We start from the raw sequence: 22,757 nt of genomic DNA on the forward strand, positions 1-22,757 counted from the left end.
CTCTCAGCGGCCTGTCAGCTGCCAGACGCTACAGTGGCACGGCCATGAACGCCCCCTTGCCCACCGCAGCCGCTGAAGGCCTCTCCGCACCCCAGCGGCGCGAGCGCCAGCAGCAGGCGGTGAAGGTGCTCTCGGCCTGCGTGCCAGCCCATGCCCTGCTCTGGCGCGGTGAGGACACCACCCCCTACGAATGCGACGGCCTCACCGCCTACCGGCAGCAGCCGCTGGTGGTGGTGCTGCCCGAAACCGAGGCACAGGTGGCCGCGGTGCTGCGCGCCTGCCATGCGCTGAAGCTGCCGGTGGTGGCCCGTGGTGCGGGCACGGGCCTGTCGGGGGGCGCCCTGCCGCACGCCCTGGGCGTGGTGCTGAGCCTGGCCAAGTTCAGCCGCATCCTGGAGGTTGACCCGCTGGCGCGCACGGCCCGGGTGCAATGCGGCGTGCGCAACCTCGCGATCAGCGAAGCGGCCGCGCCCTTCGGCCTGTACTACGCACCCGATCCCAGCAGCCAGATCGCCTGCACCATCGGTGGCAACGTGGCGGAGAACTCCGGCGGCGTGCATTGCCTCAAGTACGGCCTGACCTTGCACAACGTGATGCGGGTGCGCGGCTTCACGGTCGAGGGCGAGGCGGTGGAATTTGGCTCGCACGCGCTGGACGCACCGGGGCTGGACCTGCTGCCCGCGGTGGTGGGCAGCGAAGGCATGCTCGCGGTGGTGAGCGAAGTCACCGTGCGGCTGATCCCGAAGCCGCAGCTGGCGCGCTGCATCATGGCCAGCTTCGGCGACATCACCGATGCCGGCAACGCGGTGGCCAGCATCATCGCGGCCGGCATCATCCCGGCCGGGCTGGAGATGATGGACAAGCCGATGACCGCCGCGGTGGAAGACTTCGTGCACGCCGGCTACGACCTCAACGCCGCGGCCATCCTGCTGTGCGAAAGCGACGGCACGCCGGAAGAGGTGAACGAGGAGATCCGGCGCATGCTGGACGTGCTCACCGGCTGCGGCGCCACCCGGCTGGAAGTGAGCCGCGACGAAGCCCAGCGCCTGCGCTTCTGGAGCGGCCGCAAGAACGCCTTTCCCGCCAGCGGCCGCATCAGCCCGGACTACATGTGCATGGACTCCACCATCCCGCGCAAACGGCTGGCGGACATCCTGCTGGCGATCCAGGCGATGGAAGGCCGGCACGGCCTTCGCTGCGTCAACGTGTTCCATGCCGGTGACGGCAACCTGCATCCGCTGATCCTGTTCGACGCCAACGACCCCGGCCAGCTGGAGCGCGCCGAAGCTTTTGGTGCCGAGATCCTGGAAACCAGCGTCGCGCTGGGCGGCACCGTCACAGGCGAACACGGCGTCGGCATCGAGAAGCTGGGCTCCATGTGCGTGCAGTTCTCTCCCGAGGAACTGGCGCAGTTCACGGCGCTCAAAACCGCCTTCGACCCCGCCGGCTTGCTCAACCCGGGCAAGGTGATCCCCACGCTGCACCGCTGTGCCGAGGGCGGCAAGATGGTGGTGCGGCGCGGCCTGCTGCCCTTTGCCGAGCTGCCACGGTTTTAGATGACCACCCCCGACCCCGCCCTGCGGGCCCTGATCGACCGCATCCTGCAGGCGCGCAGCGAGCGCACGCCGTTGGCCATCCAGGGCGGCAACACCAAGGCCTTTTATGGCGAGGCGGTGCAGGGGGAGCCGCTGGACGTGCGGCCGCTGGCCGGCATCTCGAGCTACGAACCGAGTGAGCTGGTGCTCACCGCCCGCGCCGGCACCCCGCTGGCCGAGGTGGAAGCCGCACTCGCCGAATGCGGCCAGTGCCTGCCCTTCGAGCCGCCACGGTTTGGCGAAGGCGGCACGCTGGGCGGCATGGTGGCGGCCGGCCTGAGCGGCCCGGCCCGGCCCTCGGTGGGCTCGATACGGGACCATGTGCTGGGCCTGAGCCTGGTCAACGGCAAGGGCGAGCTGCTGAGCTTTGGCGGCCAGGTGATGAAGAACGTGGCCGGGTACGACGTGTCGCGCCTGATGGTGGGCGCGCTCGGCGTGCTGGGGGTGATCTGCGAGGTGTCGCTCAAGGTGCTGCCGGCTGCACCGGCCCAGCAGACCGTGCGCTTCGAGCTGGCGCAGGCGGACGCGCTGAAGGCGGTGAACACCTGGGCCGGACAGCCGCTGCCGCTGCAGGCCAGCGCCTGGTGGGACGGCATGTTGGTGCTGCGCCTGGCCGGCGCGGGCGCCGCCGTGGACGCCGCGCTCACCCGGCTGGGTGGCGAGGTGATCGAGCCGGCGCTCGCCGCCAGCTTCTGGCAGGGCCTGCGCGACCACGCCGATGAGTTTTTCGTGGGCGCCGCGCGGGCGGTACAGGCGGGGGCCACCCTGTGGCGCCTGTCGGTGCCGGCGACGGCGCCACCGCTGGGCTTGTCGGGCGAGATGCTGATCGAGTGGGGTGGCGCGCAGCGCTGGTTGTGCACCAGCACGCCAGCGCCGGCGGTGCGTGCGGCTGCAGCGGCGGTGGGCGGCCATGCCACCATGTTCCGCAGCTTGAACAAGGCGCCCGGTGTGTTCAGCGCGCTGCCGGCGCCGCTGGAGCGCATCCACCGCGAGCTCAAGCGGGCCTTCGACCCCGATGGCATCCTGAACCCCGGCCGCTTCTATCCCTGGCTCTGAAGAACCCGACACCGAACCGGCCGCCTCACCATGCAAACCCATCTGGCGCCTGCGTTCGCCGGCACCCCCGAAGGCCAGGAAGCCGAAAGCATCCTGCGCAAGTGCGTGCACTGCGGTTTCTGCACCGCCACCTGCCCCACCTACCAGCTGCTGGGCGACGAGCTCGACGGGCCGCGCGGCCGCATCTACCTGATGAAGCAGGTGCTGGAAGGCGAAACGCCGACCCGGAGCACCCTGCTGCACCTGGACCGCTGCCTCACCTGCCGCAACTGCGAATCGACCTGCCCGTCGGGTGTGCAATACGGGCACCTGGTGGAGATCGGGCGCGAGATCGTGGAGCAGCAGGTGGCTCGGCCGCCGAAGGAGCGCGCGCTGCGCTGGCTGCTCAAGGAGGGACTCACCTCGCCGCTGTTCGGCCCCGCGATGAAGTTGGGCCAGTGGGTGCGGCCGCTGCTGCCGGCCGCGCTGAAGGCCAAGGTGCCGGCATCGGCCGGCCCGCGCGCCCACCGCTGGCCCACCCAGCCGCACAAGCGCAAGGTGTTGCTGCTGATGGGCTGCGTGCAGCCGGCGATGATGCCCAACATCAACAGCGCCACCGCCCGCGTGCTGGATGCGGCCGGCATCCAGACGCTGGTGGCCGACGAAGCCGGCTGCTGCGGCGCCATCCGCGCGCACCTGAACGACCGCGACGGCGGCCTGGCCGACATGCGCCGCAACATCGACGCCTGGTGGCCGTTGGTGGAACGTGGCGGCGTGGAGGCGATCGTGATGAACGCCTCCGGCTGCGGCGCCACGGTGAAGGACTACGGCCATGCGCTCGCGCACGACCCGGCCTATGCCGGGAAGGCGCAGCGGGTGGCGGCGCTGACCAAGGATGTGTCGGAGCTGCTGCCCGAGCTGCTGCCGACCCTGCGCAAACGCCTGCGCAAGCCCAGTGGCACCCCAGCGCGCCGGGTGGTCTTCCACCCGCCCTGCACCTTGCAGCATGGCCAGCAGCTGCGCGGCGGGGTGGAGGCCGGCCTGGCCGAGCTGGGCTTCGAGGTGCGGCTGGCCGCCGCGGAAAGCCACCTCTGCTGCGGCTCGGCCGGCACCTACTCGGTGTTGCAGCCAGAGCTGGCGCTGGCCCTGCGCGACCGCAAGCTGGGGCACCTGCAGGCCACCGAGCCCACGGCCATCGTGTCAGCCAACATCGGCTGCATCCAGCACCTGCAAAGCGGCACCGGCATCCCGGTGCGGCACTGGATCGAGCTGGTGGACGAAGCGCTGCCGGGCTGATCCTCAGCCCGCTGCGCCCGGCCAAGGGGGTGGGCGCGCACGGCAATTGCTCTCATACCGGTATCGACGGTGGCCCTGCCGCGCGTCCGCGGGGGGGCTTTTGTTGTTCCACCCACTTCAGAAACGATGAAAAACATGGACCCCAGCATCCGACTCGCTGCCGAACGGGTGACCGCCTGGCACCTCGCCCGTTTCAAGGCCCACATTGAACCGCCCGAGCCCACCATGCCGCCGGCTCCAGCGCCCGCACCTGACGTGCTGCCGCCGGTGACCGACCCGGTGGCGCCGGGACAGATGGCCCCCATGCGTGAACCCGCGACGCCGTCGCCGGCCTCGCGCCAGCACTGAGACCTGCCTCCTCAATCCGTTGATGGGCTCCGGGGTGCCGACCGACCAACGCCTGCCTCAGCAGGCGCTGTGGGAGCTGGTGCGCGACATCCGCTACGCCATGCTCACCACGCGCAGCAGCGACGGCCGGCTGCATTCGCGCCCGCTGCTCACGCTGAACCGCGAGGCGCATGAAGACGAGAGTCTGTGGTTCTTTGTGTCGGCCAATGGGGAGGCGGCGGAGCATCTGGCGCGGGACAACCGCGTGGGCGTCACCTACGCCGACCCCGGCAAGGAGCACTACGTGTCGGTGAGCGGGCTGGCGCGCCTGGCGGACAACCGGCCCAAGCGCGATGCGCTGTGGACGCCGCGTGCGCGGGCCTGGTTTCCGCAGGGGGCGGACGATCCGAACCTGGCACTGCTGGAAGTGCGCATTGAACAGGCCGAGTACTGGGACGTGCACGGCAGCCGCGTGGTGCAACTGCTGCAGCGGGCGCGTGCGGCCGTCACCGGCGAGCCGGCGCCGCCGCTGCAGGCGGAGCACCGCGAAGTCGACTTCCGCTGATCGACCCGGTTATTCCTGCGGTTCTTCGCGTGAACCGCCGCGGCGCTCGCCGCGCATTTCAGCCATCAGCTCGCGGCGCTGGTGCTGCAGCTCGCGCAGGCGCGCTTCCACGATGGACGCATCGACAAACTCCGCCGGGGTGGCCTGGCGGGCGAGGCGCTGGCCGGCCCGCAGCCGGTCGATCGCGCCATTGAGATCGCCCACCACGGCGCGCGCTTCGGCTTCGGCCCGCAGCGCGCGCAAGCGCAACCCCAGCTGGTCGGAGGCTTGGGCCAGGTGGGTCCAGGCCGAGGCGTCATTGCGGTTCACCGAGACCCAGGTCTGCAAAGTTTCCATGCTCTTGCGCAGCGGGGCGGCGGCCTGTGGCACCCGCGCCGCATGCGCCGCCGTGGCCGCCTCGGCCCGCAGCAGCATGCCGGTGCGGGAGCCATCGTCCGGCAGGCTGGACACCAGCTCCAGGGCACGGGCGGGCTCCCCTCGCGCCACCAGCGACTGGGCCCGCAGCCACTGCAACTCGGTGTCCGCACGGGTGTCGCCATGCGGGCTGTTGCGCACCACCGCCAGCGCCTGCTGCAGCGCCGTGTCGGCGCGCGACCAGTCGCGCAGCTCGGTGGAGGCCAGCGCGCTGGCGTACAGGGCTGACAGGCGCTCGGCCGGCGAGGCCGCCGCGGGCACCGCGTCAGCGCCCTGCAGGCGGCGCAGCGACTGGTCGCGCGGATCCATCAGCACCCGGGCGCGTGCCTGCATCAGCACATGCCACAGCGGCGCGCTCTGCGGCACCGCCTTGCCCACCGAGCTGCGGTTGCGCGCCTCGCCGATGCGTTCGGTCGTGAGCGGATGGCTGCGCAGGTACGGGTACGCGCCGCTGTCGTTGAGCCGCGAGGCGTATTCCAGCTTCTCGAACATGGACGCGACGCCGCCGGGCGAAAAGCCCGCCGTGCTGAGCACGCCGTAGCCCACCCGATCGGCCTCGCGCTCCATGTCGCGCGAAAAATTGAGCTGGCCCTGCTGCAGCGCCGCCTGGCCGCCGACGATGACCGCCTGGGTGGCGTCGGCACTGCCGCTGCGCCCGGCCGCGATGGCGCCAAGGATGATGGCCGCCAGCCCCACCAGCGACTGGCGGGAGGCGTTGGTCATGCTGCGCGCGATGTGGCGCTGGGTCACGTGCGACAGCTCGTGCGCCAGCACCGCGGCCAGCTCGTCGCGTGTCACGGTGATCGCCATCAGGCCCAGGTGCACGCCGACGTAACCACCCGGCAGCGCAAAGGCATTGACGGTGCGGTCACGCACCAGGAACGGCTCCCAGCCGTAGAGCGTGTCGGTGTCCGCGCCGATCTCGCCGCGCTCGCGGGCGGCCTGCACCAGCGGCTGCCAGATCGTCTGCAGGTAGTCCAGGAGCTGGGGATCGTCGATGTAGTCCGGGTCGCGACGCACCTCGTGCATGATCTGCTCGCCCAGCTTGTGCTCGGCGCTCACGCTGAAGTCGTCCGACACGGATTCGCCGAGCGCCGGCAGGCGCACCTGTGCCAGGGGCGCAACGGGCGCGAACGCCCACAGCGCCACGGTGGCCGCAACGGCGGCGGAGAGACGGGACAGCTTCATGCGGTCGCTATCATGACACCGCACAGGTTGCTGGGTTGTTTCCGCATGAATTCGCCGCTGACGCACTTCGACGCCCACGGGCAGGCCCACATGGTGGACGTGGCGGCCAAGGCCGAAACGCACCGCATCGCGCGGGCGACGGGGGTGATCCGGATGCAGCCGGCGACGCTGGCGCTGATCGCGCAGGGCAACGCCAAAAAGGGGGATGTGATCGGGATTGCGCGCATTGCGGCGATCCAGGCGGCCAAACGCACGGCCGACCTCATCCCCCTGTGCCATCCGCTGCCGCTGACGCGGGTGGCGGTGGAATTCGAGCCGGATGCGGCCCACTCGGAGGTGCGTTGCACCGTGCAGGCGGAAACGCTAGGGCGTACGGGCGTGGAGATGGAAGCGCTGACCGCCGTGCAGGTGGGCCTGCTCACCATCTACGACATGTGCAAGGCCGCCGATCGCGGCATGGTCATCGACGGTGTGCGGCTGCTGGAAAAGCACGGCGGCAAGAGCGGCGACTGGGTGGCCGACGAGCCGCTTGGCACCGCCTGATCAGCGATACAAAGCCGGGTCGCGGAATTCGCGCCAGTCGATGGGCCGCGTGGGCTGTTCGCACTGGAACGGCAAGGGCGTGGGCGCCGGCTGCTGCATGCACGGCGCGAAGAACTCCGCCGCGTCTTCCTTCTTGAACTCGCGCAGGCGCTGCGCGATGTAGCGGGCACGGTCGAGGTCACCCCGTTCCGCGAAGGCGGTCGCCCACGCGATCATGAGTCGGGTGTCGAGCAGGTAGTGGGGGGCGGTCGCGAAGGATGCCCACGCGGTGGAGGGATGCTCAGCCACCGTGACCGCGGCGTAGTCTGCGTGGTGGCCGAACAAGAGGGACTTGCGGCCCGCTTCGATCCGCTCGGCGAGCGGGCGTTCGTCGCCGGGGACGGGTTCGAAGATGTGGGAGACAACGACGTACTGTTGCGCAGCCCACAGCGCGCCCACGACCATGGCTGCACCGGCGACTACCCCCAGGTAACGCAACGCCGACCTGGGCGACTGCGTTTGCTGCTCGGGAGGCGCACCCAGGCAGTACCCCCATGCCCAAGCGGTCGGCAGCAGGAAGTACGCGTACCAGAGCGGATATTCAAACTGTGAGTGAAGAGCCATCAGCAACACCATGACAAACGCTGTCCGGTGGCTCACCCCGCCAACCCCAGACAAGGACCACGCCCGCCTGAAGGCCTGCCACAACGCCACGCCGAAAAGGGCGACCACCGCCGCGCCTATCACCACGCCGCATTCCACAAGCATCTGCAAGACGACGTTGTGAGTGTGGTCGAAGAACGCGGTCGGCCTGCCAGGAAAGGCGGAAAGCGTCCAGGCGAAATTGAACTCCCCCACTCCCACGCCAGTCAGGGGAACGGCACGGACCAGTGCCAAGGTGTTGGCCCAAATACCAAAGCGCGACCCCGAAACGTCCGCTTCGGACAGACGGGCAGCCGCCCCAAATGTGTGGCGCCCTTCTGTCGCCCACAACGTCATTCCACCCCAGCCCACCGCATAGATCAGCACGCCGCTGACCAACAGCGCACGAGTGAAGCGGGTCAGCCTTCGGTCTAGCGCACCCCAAGCGGCCAGCACGCACACGCCCACCATGCCGGTTCGGGATGCCGACAGTTCTATTGAAAAGACGAAGAAGGCAAACAGCAACACAGCGGCTCGCCGGCTCAACCGGCCGCATTCCACCAGCGGCACCACCGCGACGGTGGACCAGAGCGCCAAGCTGCTGAGGTGGTTGGGTTGACGGAGGTTTCCGACGGCACGACCGGGAAGGCCTGAGCGCGCGATGACAACCCCGTCCGCCATTTCCGGCAGAAAGACCTGCACCAGGGAGATGGCGACGTTCGCGCCGCCGACGATGAGCAGCGCCCAGGCAAAGCCAAGCATCGGTTCATTTGCAGCGCGTCCGGCGCAAGCCCCAGCCCAGCATACGGCTGTGGCGGCGGTCACGGCCATGAGCGTCGGTGCCCCCATGGACACCGGTACCGCGCCGCTTACCAAGCCGCTCGCCTGGAACGCGCCATAAAGCAGGAGAGCGGCTACGAGCGCACCGAGCGGACGCCATTGCGCTGCCGGGCACTTCATTAGTGCGGACGCTACGACAAGACCCCAGCCGGCAATGGCGGCCAACTGGTTCAACACCGTCGCCGAAGGCGCGACGGTGTAGGCCAGCAGGGTTGCGGGCGCTAGGGCGAGAAGATAAAGAAGGGCAGTCACCGGCCAGCCTGAAAATGCGGACCGGCAATTGTCCGCTTGATTGCGGCCCCCTCTAGTTAGAACCAACCGTGCGACCAGAACCGAGGGTTGTCGCGCGGATTCTTGACTGCGGTATGCGCTTGTTGCAGGTGCGCCTTCAGGTCACGTACCTCTGGCCAGATAGACCAACACAACCACAGTTGCGACGCCAGCACCACACCCGCTACACATCTGAAAGTGCGCTTGGCTCTGGCCACTTCGGAATGGCTGACTCGACTGCTCGATTGCTGTCTGCGAGCCCAGCCGACGGACCAGCCGATTAGCACTGCAATCCACACCTGGGAAACAGGCATCACGAAGTTGCCTGAGACCACGCCGTCGACTGCCACCGCAACCAGGGCAGTGAACAAGCCAACGCCGATGATGGCCTCTCCCGGTTCATCACAGGACCGCACGGCCTTCGCCATACGAATCAGTGCCGCTACGGCAAGGCCCAGCAGCAGCCCCAACACAGGCAAGCCCCACTCGGCGCCGATCTGTAGATAAATGTTGTGCGGATGCGCGGCCTTCGGATTGGGATAGTGCGCATAGTGCGCCGGGCCTATCCCGAACCACGGGGACCGCTCCATATCCTCAACTGCCAGCTTCCACAAGAAATTTCGTGAGTGGTCGCTCGTCAACTCGTTTGCTGAGGGATCAAGCGAACTTCCCGACAGCAGAGGCATTCCCCAAAGAAGCAGCCCCCCAACGAAGACACCAGCAGCGAGGCAAACAAGAAGTCGCCCGACAAAGGGGAATGCCGTCTTCCTGAACAGGATCACGGAAAAGAAACCACCAGCCAGAATGGCAAGTGCCGTCCCTCGCGCGACGACATACACAACGAACGCCACACCGATGGCCACCGTCGCGGCGGCAACTCGTGAATACGCGCCCAACGCAAAGAGTGGCACGGCTGCGATGGCTACCAACGGCAGCGCTACGGTCTGCACGTGGTTAAAGAGCCGATAGTTGGTGTAGCCCGGGAATAGCCAGTACGGTTGGTTGTCGAGGCCATTCAGCGCTGCAAGCACAAACATCAGCAGGACAATGGCCGAATAGAGTGCAGTCGCAACGACAGCGACACCAGCGACCCGTACGTCTTCGTGACGTCTGAGGGTTGAGCGCGAAACCACGGCAGCGATGGCCAACAAGCCAAGCACCAGGGCCAGTTCTCGGGCTGCGGCCGACCTCACTTCAGCAGAGGCAACCGCAGCAATGGCAAATGAGGCAAGAACGCCGGCCGCCCAGGCCACTGGCCGGGAAACCGGGAACTGCGGTGGTTGACTGCGCAGCAATGCAATGGCGCAGCAGAGGGAGACGGCCACCTCCGCAACCCGGGCGAAATCGTGGGGAGACATTCCACCCGCCGGCCACAGCAGAGTGGTCCACGGCACAAAAACGAGGAAGAGGGCGACGACAAGCGGACCTCCGAAGCCTCGCGTCGCCTTCAGGAGTTGGAGCGTTCTCAAGTGCCGTCGCCACAGGCCTTCGGCAGGTATTTCTTATCGATCGTTCCAGCGCACAACCAGCGGATGGACGATTCGCCGGCGTCCATCTGCGGCGACAACACCAGGTCCTTGTCGGCCACCAGTGAACTGACTCCATTGGCCGACGAGTTCATGGCAATCGTGACAACGCCCTTCGCCGTTACCGCAGGAGCCTTTGCGTACTTGCCACCAGTGGACGGAGGAGCGATGTCGCTGCCTTCGACGTTGGCGCATTTGCCGCGCTCATGGCACGCTTCTTCGACGGGCGTCTTCAGCCCCTCGAAGAGAGTGAACGCTTCGGCTACTTGTGACCGAGCCACGTAGTCCTGATAGGCCGGCAGCGCGACAGCGGCAAGGATCCCGATGATGGCGACAACGATCATCAGTTCGATCAACGTGAACCCAGAGGTAGTGCGTTTCATCTTTCGGCTCCTTGCACAGCAGTGTGTCCGTGACTACGCAGGGCGCGTGCCATTCCGAAACACGTGAAATCGACTGCTCCCTGCGCAACTCATCACCCTCCGGCGGCGAATGGGTGACAAGGCTTGCTCTCCATGCCCCAAAGCGTCACATAACGTGAAGCGAGCGCTAAAACGAAAAGAGGCTGCCGAAGCAGCCTCAGAGATAGACGACTGAAAATCAGGTACCAGCGGCTTGGCAAGACTTCGGCAGGTACTTGATATCGATGGTGCCGGGCGTGCACTTGAAACGAATCGAGGTTTCGTTGTCTTCCATTTGCGGCTCGAACTTAATGGTCTTGCCCGCCACCAGCGAACTTGCGTCCGGGGAGGCCTTCATGGTGAACGTGACAACACCTTTGGCGGCGAACGTCGGCACCTCGGTGTATTTGCCGCCAGTCGTCGGCGCCACAAAGTCAGTAGCGGCCGTCGATGAGCAGTTGCCCTTGGCTTGGCAAACTTCGCCGATCGGGGTCTTCATGCCGTCCACGATGGCGAACGCTTCGGAGACCTGTGCACGCGCCACATAGTCTTGGTAAGCCGGCAGCGCCACAGCGGCCAGGATGCCGATGATCGCCACGACGATCATCAGTTCGATCAGGGTGAAACCCTTTTGGATAGCACGTTTCATAGGGAACTCCTTGCGGGGGTGAGAAAACGGAGGATCAGGTGAGCTTCCTGTTTGCAGAGCTCGTGCCAGTCAGGCTGCCACCTTGAAGCGTGGCATTTGCCACATCGCACGACACGCCAGGTCACTCCCGGTTTCGAAGCGCAGCCTCCCGCGGCCCGCGCTGCCGGAAATTGTCAGTTTCGGTGACCGCTGGTGACGAGTTGGATGCGCTGGCCGGTGTAAAGGGCCTGGATCCGATGGCGGCCGCCTGCCTTGGCGATGTCCGCCATCACCGCCGTCACTTCACCCGGCTTGATGTGGGTGATGTAAACCGCCACTTCGCTGCCCTCCAGGTGCGCGAGTTCGCGCGCCAGGGTGGCGGGGCAGAGGTGGCGGCTGAGCTCGGCCAGGGCGTGTTCTTCGTCGCTGAACGCGGTTTCGATCACCAGGGCCGCCACGGGCATCTCACGCAGCCGAGCCCACAGCGCGGGGTTGGGCGCGGTGTCGCCGGTGTAGACCCAGGCGCCGCCGCCGCCTTCCGGCAGAACGGCGAACCCCACCGCCGGCACGGTGTGCAGCGCGCTCAGCACTTCCACCTTCCGCTCGCCCAGCTGCAGGACATCGCCCACGTCGAACCGCTCGAACGCGAGCACCGGCTGCTCCGCGCTGGGCAGCCGGGTGAAATCCGGCCAGATCACGTTGTTGAAGATGTGCGCCTTCAGCGCCTCGATGGTGGCCCCCAGCGCATGCACGCGGATCGGCGGGCGGCCTTGCGCCCGGCGCAGGCGCAGCACGCTGTCGGCCAGCAGGCCGATGGACAACACATGGTCCAGGTGTGAATGGCTGATCAGGATGTGGTCGATGCGCCCCATCTCTTCCAGCGTGAGGTCGCCCACGCCGCTGCCCGCGTCGATCAGCACGTCGTCGTCGAGCAGGAAAGCGGTGGTCCGGCTGCCTGCGGCAATGGACCCGGAGCAACCGAGGACGCGGATGTTCATGTGCGGTGCAGGAGGGCGCCCTCGAAGCGCTGGCGGTAGGGGGAAACGGCCGCTTGCGCGCACCGTTCATCGAACCCCGATGTTGCAAACCGACGCCCGCCAGCGCAAGGGCTCAAAGTCGCGTTTTGCGTCGCTGCAGGCCGGGGTTCGTGGGGGTCACGGAGTGCGGCGTGACAAACCGCACGGCCTGCGTGTGCGAGCGGATTCAGTTCAGCCGGCAGGTGCCGACAGGGCGCCCCAGCAGTCAGCCCTGGATGAACTGCATCTGGGTGCCGGCCAGTTCGATCACATCGCCGTTTTTCAGCGGGATCGATTCACCGGTCAGCGCGGCGCCGTTCACCGTGGGCCGGGACGAGCCTTCGACGTGGGCAAAGACGTAACCGCCCGGCCGCTTGGTGATGGAGGCGACCTGCACGCCCGGCTTGCCCACCGTGGTGACCACCTTGGTGAGCGCCACTTCGCGGCCGGCGGCCGCGCCGTTGAGCACCTTGATCGACGCCGGCTGCACCGGCGCCAAGGCGCCGAAGCCGGAACTGGCCGGTTGCGGCGCGGTGTGCATGAAGGTGGGCACCGCGGCGCCCGGCTTCATGATCATCGTCTTTTCGTAGTCGTGGCCGTCGTCGGCCAGGTACTTGATCTTGTACTTGCCGATTTCCACCGTGTCATCGTGGGCCAGCAGCTGTTTCTTGACCGCCTTGCCGTTGATGTAAGTGCCGTTGGTGCTGTTCAAGTCTTCGATGAAGACGTCGCTGCCCACCATCTGCATGACGGCGTGTTCACCACTGACCGCCAGGTTGTCGATCACGATGTCGTTGTACGGACGCCGACCCAGGGTGGTCTTGTCCTTGGTGATCTGCACTTCCTTGATCACCACACCATCGAGCGACACGACGAGTTTGCCCATCAGTTGACCTCTTGAGAGTCTCCGCCTCTTTTGCTGTCGCGAACGTTCAGGGGCAAGTGCCGAGCCCACCTTCGTTCGTCAGCGCCGGAAAGGCCACCACGAGCGCGTCGCGGGCGTAGTGCCTCCCTGTACGCGCACCAGAATGACCGCGATATTATCCTTTCCGCCTGCGTCATTGGCTGCATCGATCAGGGCAGCGCCCGCGGCCTCGATGGAGTCGTACATCTGCAACACCTGGGCGATGGCCGCATCGTCCAGCATGTCCGACAGGCCGTCGGAGCACATCAGGTACACATCACCCGGCTGCAGCTCGTGCTGATGGGTCTCCAGCAGCACGGTGTCCTCCACGCCCACGGCGCGCGTGACCAGGTTCTTGTTGGCCGAGAAGGCGGCCTGCTCCGGGGTGATCAGGCCGGCGTCGATCTGCTCCTGCAGCAGCGAATGGTCGCGGGTGATCTGTACCAGCTTGCCGCCGCGGAAGCGGTAGGCGCGCGAATCCCCCACATGGCCCACCAGGAGACGGCCTTCGCGGAAGACAGCCAGCACCAGGGTGGTGCCCATGCCGGCATATTGGGGGTTGGAATTGGCCGCGTTGAAGATCGCGCGGTTGGCGTTGTCCACGCAGATGTCCATGGCGCGCCGCACTTCCACGTCGCTGGCCTGCGCGCCGGCTTCCTGCAGCCAGCGGCCGAGTTCGGCCTTGATGAAGGCGGTGAGCATGCCGCTGGCCACTTCGCCGGCGTTGTATCCGCCCATGCCGTCGGCCAGCACGGCGAGTTGTGCGCCGGTGTCCAGCGCCACCGAATCCTCGTTGTTGCTGCGAGCGCGCCCGGTGTCGGTGGCGCTGAAGAACTCGAAGGTCATGGCGGCTGTTGTTGTGGGCGGCGAGCAGGTCAGTTCCGGAAAGGATTGTGCCCCGGATCGTGCGGCTCACCGGCCGGCGAACCGGACCCGGCCCACCCTGAAACGTGGGGCCCCTGCGCGGTCCAAGCCTCTGCGATCTGCCGCAGCTCGGCCGCAACCTCACCCCCGTCCCGCGGCCTCTGGGCAGGCTGCCGTTGCAGCAAGCGGTCCATCAGCTCACCCAAGGCAAGTGGCAGGCCGGGGCGGAGCTCACTCAAGTGCGAGGGAGTCCCTCGAGCGATGCGCAGCAGCAGCTGGCCCATGGACTGCGCTTCGTAAGGCAATCGCCCCGTCAGTAGCTGGAACAGCATGACGCCCAGCGCGTACAGGTCAGCGCGGCCGTCGATCGCCCCTCCGGCCAACTGCTCGGGCGCCATGAAGGCGGGCGTGCCGAGCATCACGCCACTGCGGGACCGCGCGCTGTCCGACACCCGCGCGATGCCGAAGTCGGTGACTTTCACCTGGTGGCGGGGCAGGTCCACCATCACGTTGGCCGGCTTGATGTCCCGGTGGACCACGCCCGCCGCGTGGGAAAAGGCGAGCGCCTCGGCCACGCGGGCGCCGATGCGCAGGACAACCGGCTCGGGCAACAGCCGGGCGGGCCGGGTGTAACGAGTGAGGTCGCAGCCCGCCAGCAGCTCCATGACGATGAAGCCTTCGCCCGACGCCTCGCCGCTGCCGTACACGGTCACGATGTCGGGGTGCCGCAGGCTCGCGGCGGAATCAGCCTCCTGGAAGAAGCGCTTGCGCGCTTGCTCGAGGTCGGCGCCCTCGTATTCGGTGGCCAGAGGCAGCGTCTTGATGGCGACGACGGCCCCGGTGCGCGGATCCGTCGCCGCGTAGAGCATGCCCTGCGCACCCCGCGCAATCAGGCGCTCGACGCGATAGCCGGCCAGCAAGGGCGCGGGTCTGAGCGCCCCTGTGGGGCCAGCCTCGCCGGAGACGGCACTGCTCGCGGAGGGATCCAGGCGGCTGGCCGGCGGGCCGCCGGATGGCCGCCGCGTGGATTGCAGCGCACGGTGCCAGAACGAGTCGCGCAGGGCCTTCATGCGATGTGCGTGCGGATACGCACGCACATTAGCACGGGGCGATGTTATGCGGCCGTCTTGCGGTTGCCCTGCATATGGGTCACCCATTTCCCGAGGAGGAACACCAGTGCCGCGCCGGCGGCACCAGCGGAGTAGCGCACCCATGCCAGGGGTTCCGCCGCCGCACCGGCGTCCGCGGCAGCGAGCGGCAGGTAGGGCAACGCCGCCGGGTCGGTCACCGCCATGGTGCCGGCAATCCAGCCAAGGAGCATGCCACCCAGCGTGATGATCAGCGGGAACCGGTCCATGAGCTTGATGACCAGCTGGCTGCCCCACACGATGATGGGAATGCTGACAAGCAGGCCAAAGATCACCAGCGGCATCTGGTGGTCACCGCCGGCGGCCTGGGCCGCGCCTGCGATGGCGATCACGTTGTCCAGGCTCATGACGAAGTCGGCCACGATGACGGTCTTTACCGCAGCCCACAACTTGTCGCTCGCCTGGATGTTGGCGTGGCCGTCTTCGTCCTCAGGCACCAGCAGCTTCACGCCGATCCATAGAAGCAGGAGCGCACCGACGATCTTGAGGTATGGAATGGCCAGCAGCGTCAGGGCGAAGAAGATCAGCACGACTCGCAACACGATGGCGCCTGCCGTACCCCACAGGATGCCGAGCGTTCGCTGCTTGGCCGGCAGCTGCCGGCAGGCCAGCGCAATGACGACCGCGTTGTCGCCACCGAGCAGGATGTCGATCATGATGATCTGGCCGACCGCGACCCAGAAGTCTGGCGTCATGAACTGTTCCATCTACCGATCCTTCGTGTCTTTGCGCGGAAAAGTGTAGGGGCGTGTGGCGGGCAGCGAAGTGCGTGGAACTACGTGCCGCCAAACGAAGAAGGCCGCACAGGACGGCGGCCTTCGATGCATGCAAGTCGGTCTCTGCTCAGAGCAGGCCCTTGAGCAGCTTGCCCATCTCCGAGGGGTTGCGCGTGACCGTGAACCCGCACTCTTCCATGATGGCCAGCTTGGCGTCCGCGGTGTCGGCGCCGCCGCTGATCAGCGCGCCGGCATGGCCCATGCGCTTGCCGGCCGGCGCGGTGACACCGGCGATGAAACCGACCACCGGCTTCTTCATGTGTTCCTTGCACCAGCGGGCGGCATCCGCCTCGTCCGGGCCGCCGATCTCGCCGATCATGATCACCGCATCGGTGTCCGGATCGTCGTTGAACAGGCGCATCACGTCGATGTGCTTCAGGCCATTGATCGGGTCGCCGCCGATGCCGACCGCGCTGCTCTGGCCGAGGCCGATCTCGGTGAGTTGGGCCACCGCTTCATAGGTGAGCGTGCCGGAGCGCGACACCACACCGATGCGGCCCTTGCGGTGGATGTGGCCGGGCATGATGCCGATCTTGATCTCTTCCGGTGTGATGAGGCCCGGGCAGTTGGGGCCCAGCAGCAGGGTTTCCTTGCCGCCGGCTGCGACCTTGGCCTTCATCTTGTTGCGCACTTCCAGCATGTCCCGCACAGGGATGCCTTCGGTGATGCAGATCGCGAGGTCCAGGTCGGCCTCCACCGCTTCCCAGATGGCGGCTGCGGCGCCCGCGGGCGGCACGTAGATCACGCTGACGCTGGCGCCGGTGTTCGCCTTGGCGTCCTTGACGCTGGCGAAGATGGGAATGCCTTCGAAATCTTCGCCGGCCTTCTTGGGGTTCACGCCGGCGACGAAGCAGTTCTTGCCGTTGGCGTAGTCACGGCACATGCGGGTGTGGAACTGGCCCGTCTTGCCGGTGATGCCCTGGGTGATGACCTTGGTGTCTTTGTTGATGAGGATGGACATGTGGATTCCTTGATCAGCGCTTACTGCTTGGCCACGGCGGCCATCACCTTCTGGGCCGCTTCGGCCATGGTGTCGGCGCTGATGATGGGCAGGCCGCTCTCGGCCAGCATCTTCTTGCCCAGGTCTTCGTTGGTGCCCTTCATGCGCACCACCAGCGGCACGCTGAGGTTCACCGCCTTGCAGGCGGCGATCACGCCTTCGGCGATGGTGTCGCAGCGCATGATGCCGCCGAAGATGTTGACCAGGATGGCCTTCACTTCGGGGTTCTTCAGCATGATCTTGAAGGCTTCGGTCACCTTCTCCGCGGTGGCGCCGCCGCCCACGTCCAGGAAGTTGGCCGGCTCGCCGCCGAACAGCTTGATGGTGTCCATGGTGGCCATGGCCAGGCCCGCGCCATTCACCAGGCAACCGATGTTGCCGTCCAGGCTGATGTAGGCCAGGTCGAACTTGCTGGCTTCGATCTCGGCCGCGTCTTCCTCGTCCAGGTCGCGGTAAGCCACGATCTCCGGGTGCCGGAACAGCGCGTTGGAGTCGAAGTTGAACTTCGCGTCCAGCGCCTTGATGTTGCCGTTGCCTTCCAGGATCAGCGGGTTGATCTCGGCCAGGCTGGCGTCGGTGTCCATGTAGGTCTTGTAGAGCTTCTTGAACACGTCGATCGCCTGCGCCTGGCTGGCGGCCGGCACGCCGATGCCGTCGGCCAGGGTCTTGGCCTGCTCGTCGGTGAGCCCCGCGAGCGGATCGACGAACACCTTGATGATCTTTTCGGGGGTGGCGTGGGCCACTTCCTCGATGTCCATGCCGCCTTCGGAGCTGGCCATCAGGGCCACCTTCTGCGTCGCGCGGTCGGTGAGCGCGGCGACGTAGTACTCCTTCTTGATGTCGGCGCCTTCTTCGATCAGCAGGCGGCGCACTTTCTGACCCTCGGGGCCGGTCTGGTGCGTCTTGAGCTGCATGCCGAGGATCTGGCCGGCCAGCGTCTTCACTTCATCGACGGAGCGGCCCAGCTTCACGCCGCCACCTTTGCCACGCCCGCCGGCATGGATCTGGGCCTTGACCACCCAGACGTTGCCGCCCAGCTTCTGCGCGGCTTCGACCGCTTCCTGGACGGTGAAGGCGGGGTAGCCGCGCGGCACCGGCACACCGAACTGGCGCAGGATTTCCTTGCCTTGGTACTCGTGAATCTTCATGGGGCTGCAGTGTGAAGAGGAAAGGGAAACGGGACGAGCGCTAACGGATCGCGCGAACAGGCGCCTACGCCGGTGCACCGCGGCAGCGGCGCGCCCGAGGCGGGCAGTGCTGGAAGGCAGGGACACCCGCGCCTTGCACGTCGAGGGTTCGACGCTGCCTCTGCAATCGCTGCGTGGCGGCGGACGGGAGGAGCATGGCGGGCGGGGAAAGGCGGCTGCCGACCGCGGCGCGGTTTCAGCCGGTTTCGAAGACCGCGGACTTTAGCATGTTGCATTGCCGCAAAGCTGACGGCGGGCTGAACGCCTGGCCGCACCCTGAGCGGCAGGCAGCCGCGTGTCAGGCGATGTCGTCGGTGTCGCGGACCACGCGGCGCACCACCTCGGGCGAGAAACCGCGCTGAACCAGGAAGCGCATCTGGCGGGCGCGCTCCTTGGGGTCCCCCGCCGGCTCACCGAACTTGCGCCGCCAGACATCCTGCGCCCGCTGAAGCTCGGACTCGCGCAATTGCTGCTGCGTCGCCGCGTCCGCCGTCACGCCGTGCTGCGCCAGTTCCTGGCGGATGCGCAGGTTGCCGTAGCGGGCAGCCCGCGCGTTGATACGGCTTTCGACAAACCGCGCCTCGGACAGGTAGCGGTTGGCTTCCAGCCAGGCCAGCAATTGGTCAACGCAGCGCTCCGGATCAGCGCAACCCGCCGCATCCGGCGCCTCGCCGGCCAAGGCACGTTGGGCTTCGCGCTCCTTCTGCTCCTTGCGGGCGGCCGCCAGCAACTTGCGGCGCAACTCCGTGCGGCTGTGTTCGCGCTGGGCCAGCCACATCAGCGCACGGGCCTTGAGCGACAGGCGCTCCCGCGCCATCTACTGCACCGTGGGCACGCTGCCCCGGGTGTCCTGTGGCAGTTGGCGCCACCCGGGAAGCCGGCCTTCGCTGCGCCACGCAGGCGGCGCTTCGATGGTGGACCAGTACTCGTCCACTGCGGTGATGAGCCCATCGCGCAGGCGGAACAGGCTGTTGGCGAACACCGTGGGCCCATCTTGCAGGGTGACCCGCACGATGGAGTGCACCCGCCCGTCGGCCAGCGCATTCACCTCGATCAGGTGGATCTGCCAACCCTCCGGGTAGATGGCATTGACATGGATGATGGCGTCCGCCCCGGTGAACTGCTCGCCGCTGCTCCACCAGTGGCACACCGCGTCATCGGCGAACAGCGCACGCGCGTCCTGCCAGCGGCGGGCCTGGAACAGGGCCCAGAGCGCCCGCACCACCTCCGTGCCGGCCACCTGCAGCTCCTCAGTCGGCCGATACGGCCGGCGGCAGCAGCGGAATGCCCATGGCCTCGCGCACCTTGTTCTCGATCTCGACCGCCAGGTCGGGGTTCTCGCGCAGGAACTCGCGGGCGTTGTCCTTGCCCTGGCCGATCTTCTCGCCGTTGTAGGCGTACCAGGCGCCGGACTTGTCCAGCACCTTGCCGGCCACGCCCATGTCGATGATCTCGCCCTCGCGGCTGATGCCCTCGCCGTAGAGGATGTCGAACTCGGCGGTCTTGAAGGGAGGCGCCACCTTGTTCTTGACGACCTTCACTTTGGTCTCGTTGCCGATGACCTCTTCGCCCTTCTTGATGCTGCCGATGCGGCGGATGTCCAGCCGCACGGAGGCATAGAACTTCAGCGCATTGCCGCCGGTGGTGGTTTCGGGGCTGCCGAACATCACGCCGATCTTCATGCGGATCTGGTTGATGAAGATGACCATGGTGTTGGTCTTCTTGATCGTGGACGTGAGCTTGCGCAGGGCCTGGCTCATCAGGCGCGCCTGCAGGCCGGGCAGGGAGTCGCCCATCTCGCCTTCGATTTCCGCCTTGGGGGTGAGCGCGGCCACCGAGTCCACCACCACCAGGTCCACCGAGCCGGAGCGCACAAGCGCGTCGACGATTTCCAGCGCCTGCTCGCCGGTGTCAGGCTGGGAGATCAGCAGCTCCTGCAGGTTGACACCCAGCTTTTGCGCATAGGCGGTGTCCAGCGCGTGTTCGGCGTCGATGAATGCGCAGGTGCCGCCCTGCTTCTGCATTTCGGCGATGACCTGCAAGGTGAGCGTGGTCTTGCCCGACGATTCCGGGCCGTAGATCTCGACCACCCGGCCGCGCGGCAGGCCGCCGACGCCCAGCGCAATATCAAGGCCGAGCGAGCCGGTGGAGATGACCTGGATGTCCTCGATGACCTCGCCTTCGCCCAGGCGCATGATCGAGCCCTTGCCGAACTGCTTTTCAATCTGGGCCAGCGCGGCCTGCAGGGCCTTGGCTTTTTCGGTGTTCAGGGCTTTGACGGGTGCATCCATGCGAAATCTCCGGTGGGGTTGGGCGCATTATGGCAGAGCGCCTGGATATTCGTACAGTGATTCTCCGGCGTCAATCCGGGCTGCATCCCTAGAATCAGGCCGCGCCGCCGACAGCCGACGGACGGGGGAACAACGGCATGCGAATCCTCATAGCGGAAGACGACCAGGTGCTGGCTGACGGCCTGCTGCGCTCGCTGCGCAACGCCGGCTATGCGGTGGACCAGGTGGGCAGCGGCAGCGAGGCTGACGCCGCCCTGTCGTCGCACGAGTTCGACCTCGTGATCCTGGACCTGGGCCTGCCAAAGCTGCATGGCCTGGAAGTGCTGCGCAAGCTGCGCGCCCGAGGATCGGCGGTGCCGGTACTCATCCTCACCGCCGCCGACAGCGTGGAGCAGCGCGTCAAGGGACTGGACCTCGGCGCCGACGACTACATGGCCAAGCCGTTTTCGCTGCAGGAGCTGGAAGCGCGGGTGCGCGCCCTCACCCGGCGCGGCCTGGGCACGGCCTCCAGCGTCATCAAGCACGGCCCCTTGAGCTTCGACGCCACCGGCCGCGTGGCCTACATCAACGACCAGATGATCGACCTCTCGGCGCGCGAGCTGAGCCTGCTGGAGGTGCTGCTGCAGCGTGCCGGCCGGCTGGTGAGCAAGGACCAGCTGGTCGAGCGCCTGTGCGAATGGGGCGAAGAGGTGAGCAACAACGCGATCGAGGTCTACATCCATCGCCTGCGCAAGAAGATCGAGCAGGGCCCGATCCGCATTGCCACCGTGCGCGGGCTGGGGTACTGCCTGGAAAAGATCCCCGGGTGACCGCAACGGCGGCCGGGCCGCTGGGCGCCGCGGCATCATGGCGGCGATGAAGGAACAGCGCTCCCTCTTCGGCGAGATCCTCGACTGGATGCTCGCGCCGCTGCTGCTGCTGTGGCCGATGAGCGTGGCGCTCACCTGGCTGGTGGCGCAGGGCATCGCCAGCCGGCCCTACGACCGCGAGCTGGGCGAGATGGCGCGCAACGTGGCCCGCCGGGTGGTGGTGGAGCAGGCTGAGCCCGCCCGCAAGCACACGGTGCGCCTGCGTACGCCCGAAGGGTTGACCGACCTGCTGCGCTCGGACGACACCGACCAGCTGTACTACCAGGTGCTGGGCCTGCGCGGCGAGCTGGTCAGCGGCGACCGCGAGCTGCCGGTGCCGGAGGAAGAGCGCGCCACCAGCAGCACCGAGCTGCGCTTTCGCGACGACACCGTGCGCGGCGAGCCGGTGCGCATCGCCTACCTGTGGCTGCCGCAGAGTGCGGCCACAGGGGAAACGCCGCCGCTGGTACAGGTGGCCGAAACCCTGGACAAGCGCTCGCGCCTGGCCACCGAGATCATCAAGGGCGTGATCCTGCCGCAGTTCGTGATCCTGCCGCTGGCGGTGCTGCTGGTGTGGCTGGCGCTGGCACGCGGCATCGCGCCGCTGAACGAGCTGCAGCACCGCATCCGCCAGCGCGAAAGCCATGACTTGAGCCCGATCGAGGAACACAGCGCGCCGGAGGAAGTGGCGCCGCTGGTGCGCGCCATCAACGACCTGCTGGCGCGGCTGGACCAGTCGATGAGCCGGCAGAAGCACTTCCTGGCCGATGCGGCGCACCAGCTCAAGACACCGCTGGCGGGCCTGCGCACCCAGGCCGAGCTGGCGCAGCAGGAAATCGATGCCGGGCGCCAGACGCCGCAGGAGATGAAACGCTCGCTGCAGCAGATCGCCCGCTCCAGCCAGCGCGCCGCCCACATGGTGAACCAGCTGCTCGCTCTGGCCCGCGCGGAAGACAGGGAGCAGGTGCAGAAGCGCCAGGACGTGCCACTGGCCCGACTGGCCACCGAGACGGTGCGCGACTTCGTGCCGCGGGCGATGGACAAGCGCATCGACCTCGGCTACGAGGGCCCCGAGCGCGACGACCCGCGCTGCCGGCTGGCTGGCCAGCCGGTGCTGGTGCGTGAGCTGATCCGCAACCTGGTGGACAACGCCTTGCAGTACACACCCGCCGGCGGCACCGTCACCGTGCGTCTGATGCCCGACCCGTTCGGGCAGGTGGTGGTGCTGCAGGTGGAGGACTCGGGGCCCGGCATCCCGGAAGCCGAACGGGAACTGGTGTTCCAGCCGTTCTACCGCGCCCTGGGCACCAACGTGGACGGCAGCGGCCTGGGCCTGGCCATCGTGCGCGAGATCGCGCAGCAGCACGGCGCCGAGGTGACGGTGGAGGATGCCCAGAAGCGCAGCCCCGCCGGCACGCCCGGCACACGCATCACCGTGCGCTTCCACGCCGAGCCGGCGGCCGCTTGAGCCGCA

The 22,757-nt window shown here is 67.4% G+C and carries 23 protein-coding genes; 8 read left to right on the plus strand and 15 right to left on the minus strand.

Features of this window, described 5'->3' with window-relative positions:
* Positions 1–44 precede the first annotated feature (44 nt).
* From VPH43_RS15400 to VPH43_RS15420, 5 genes are all read left to right on the plus strand, one after another.
* Positions 45–1,556 carry an FAD-linked oxidase C-terminal domain-containing protein gene (locus VPH43_RS15400; protein ID WP_328578597.1) on the plus strand — a complete coding sequence of 504 codons (1,512 nt, stop codon included), beginning with the start codon at positions 45–47 and terminating at the stop codon, positions 1,554–1,556.
* Entirely contained in the window at positions 1,557–2,651 is a 1,095-nt protein-coding gene (gene glcE, locus VPH43_RS15405; RefSeq protein WP_328578598.1) for a glycolate oxidase subunit GlcE, read from the plus strand.
* Between the two features lie 30 nt (positions 2,652–2,681).
* A complete protein-coding gene (gene glcF, locus VPH43_RS15410) occupies positions 2,682–3,926 on the plus strand; it encodes a glycolate oxidase subunit GlcF (RefSeq protein WP_328578599.1) in 1,245 nt (414 codons plus the stop codon).
* A gap of 135 nt (positions 3,927–4,061) precedes the next feature.
* Positions 4,062–4,274 (plus strand): hypothetical protein, encoded by a 213-nt coding sequence (locus VPH43_RS15415; RefSeq protein ID WP_328578600.1) that lies wholly within the window; start codon positions 4,062–4,064, stop codon positions 4,272–4,274.
* Between the two features lie 22 nt (positions 4,275–4,296).
* Positions 4,297–4,818 (plus strand): pyridoxamine 5'-phosphate oxidase family protein, encoded by a 522-nt coding sequence (locus VPH43_RS15420; protein ID WP_328578601.1) that lies wholly within the window; start codon positions 4,297–4,299, stop codon positions 4,816–4,818.
* 9 nt (positions 4,819–4,827) lie between these two features.
* On the opposite strand, the gene VPH43_RS15425 is transcribed toward VPH43_RS15420, so the two are convergent.
* Complete coding sequence (locus VPH43_RS15425; protein WP_328578602.1) at positions 4,828–6,420, minus strand: M48 family metalloprotease; 1,593 nt, start codon at positions 6,418–6,420, stop codon at positions 4,828–4,830.
* A gap of 45 nt (positions 6,421–6,465) precedes the next feature.
* Between VPH43_RS15425 and moaC the strand changes: the two genes are divergently transcribed.
* Positions 6,466–6,963, plus strand: coding sequence for a cyclic pyranopterin monophosphate synthase MoaC (gene moaC, locus VPH43_RS15430; RefSeq protein WP_328578603.1), 498 nt, complete (start codon positions 6,466–6,468; stop codon positions 6,961–6,963).
* On the opposite strand, the gene VPH43_RS15435 is transcribed toward moaC, so the two are convergent.
* From VPH43_RS15435 to recA, 14 genes are all read right to left on the minus strand, one after another.
* Positions 6,964–8,676 (minus strand): PglL family O-oligosaccharyltransferase, encoded by a 1,713-nt coding sequence (locus VPH43_RS15435; protein WP_328578604.1) that lies wholly within the window; start codon positions 8,674–8,676, stop codon positions 6,964–6,966.
* Positions 8,677–8,732: 56 nt separating this feature from the next.
* Positions 8,733–10,052 (minus strand): O-antigen ligase family protein, encoded by a 1,320-nt coding sequence (locus tag VPH43_RS15440; RefSeq protein ID WP_328578605.1) that lies wholly within the window; start codon positions 10,050–10,052, stop codon positions 8,733–8,735.
* A 107-nt stretch (positions 10,053–10,159) separates the two neighbouring features.
* Entirely contained in the window at positions 10,160–10,603 is a 444-nt protein-coding gene (locus tag VPH43_RS15445) for a pilin (RefSeq protein WP_328578606.1), read from the minus strand.
* A 217-nt stretch (positions 10,604–10,820) separates the two neighbouring features.
* A complete protein-coding gene (locus VPH43_RS15450) occupies positions 10,821–11,270 on the minus strand; it encodes a pilin (protein ID WP_328578607.1) in 450 nt (149 codons plus the stop codon).
* 173 nt (positions 11,271–11,443) lie between these two features.
* Positions 11,444–12,247, minus strand: a complete 804-nt coding sequence (locus tag VPH43_RS15455; RefSeq protein ID WP_328578608.1) for a 3',5'-cyclic-nucleotide phosphodiesterase — start codon at positions 12,245–12,247, stop codon at positions 11,444–11,446.
* 244 nt (positions 12,248–12,491) lie between these two features.
* Positions 12,492–13,151, minus strand: a complete 660-nt coding sequence (locus VPH43_RS15460; protein WP_328578609.1) for an FHA domain-containing protein — start codon at positions 13,149–13,151, stop codon at positions 12,492–12,494.
* 78 nt (positions 13,152–13,229) lie between these two features.
* On the minus strand, positions 13,230–14,015 hold the full coding sequence (locus tag VPH43_RS15465) for a Stp1/IreP family PP2C-type Ser/Thr phosphatase (RefSeq protein ID WP_328578610.1): 786 nt from the start codon (positions 14,013–14,015) through the stop codon (positions 13,230–13,232).
* Between the two features lie 29 nt (positions 14,016–14,044).
* Positions 14,045–15,103: a serine/threonine-protein kinase gene (locus VPH43_RS15470; RefSeq protein WP_328578611.1), complete on the minus strand. Its 1,059-nt coding sequence runs from the start codon at positions 15,101–15,103 to the stop codon at positions 14,045–14,047.
* A gap of 44 nt (positions 15,104–15,147) precedes the next feature.
* The gene (locus tag VPH43_RS15475) at positions 15,148–15,888 is read right to left on the minus strand and encodes a TerC family protein (RefSeq protein WP_328578612.1); all 741 of its coding nucleotides are present in this window, start codon (positions 15,886–15,888) and stop codon (positions 15,148–15,150) included.
* Between the two features lie 136 nt (positions 15,889–16,024).
* Complete coding sequence (gene sucD, locus VPH43_RS15480; protein WP_328578613.1) at positions 16,025–16,918, minus strand: succinate--CoA ligase subunit alpha; 894 nt, start codon at positions 16,916–16,918, stop codon at positions 16,025–16,027.
* A gap of 20 nt (positions 16,919–16,938) precedes the next feature.
* Positions 16,939–18,105, minus strand: coding sequence for an ADP-forming succinate--CoA ligase subunit beta (gene sucC / locus VPH43_RS15485; protein WP_328578614.1), 1,167 nt, complete (start codon positions 18,103–18,105; stop codon positions 16,939–16,941).
* Between the two features lie 337 nt (positions 18,106–18,442).
* A complete protein-coding gene (locus VPH43_RS15490) occupies positions 18,443–18,961 on the minus strand; it encodes a regulatory protein RecX (protein WP_328578615.1) in 519 nt (172 codons plus the stop codon).
* Positions 18,962–19,384: a nuclear transport factor 2 family protein gene (locus VPH43_RS15495; RefSeq protein ID WP_328578616.1), complete on the minus strand. Its 423-nt coding sequence runs from the start codon at positions 19,382–19,384 to the stop codon at positions 18,962–18,964.
* 10 nt (positions 19,385–19,394) lie between these two features.
* Positions 19,395–20,435: a recombinase RecA gene (gene recA / locus VPH43_RS15500; RefSeq protein WP_328578617.1), complete on the minus strand. Its 1,041-nt coding sequence runs from the start codon at positions 20,433–20,435 to the stop codon at positions 19,395–19,397.
* 137 nt (positions 20,436–20,572) lie between these two features.
* On the opposite strand from recA, the gene VPH43_RS15505 reads away from it, so the two are divergent.
* A complete protein-coding gene (locus VPH43_RS15505) occupies positions 20,573–21,244 on the plus strand; it encodes a response regulator transcription factor (protein ID WP_328578618.1) in 672 nt (223 codons plus the stop codon).
* 37 nt (positions 21,245–21,281) lie between these two features.
* Positions 21,282–22,751: a sensor histidine kinase gene (locus tag VPH43_RS15510; protein ID WP_328578619.1), complete on the plus strand. Its 1,470-nt coding sequence runs from the start codon at positions 21,282–21,284 to the stop codon at positions 22,749–22,751.
* Positions 22,752–22,757 lie beyond the last annotated feature (6 nt).

Source organism: Ideonella sp. BN130291 (genome assembly GCF_036231905.1).
Classification (GTDB): Bacteria; Pseudomonadota; Gammaproteobacteria; order Burkholderiales; family Burkholderiaceae_C; genus CAMLIZ01.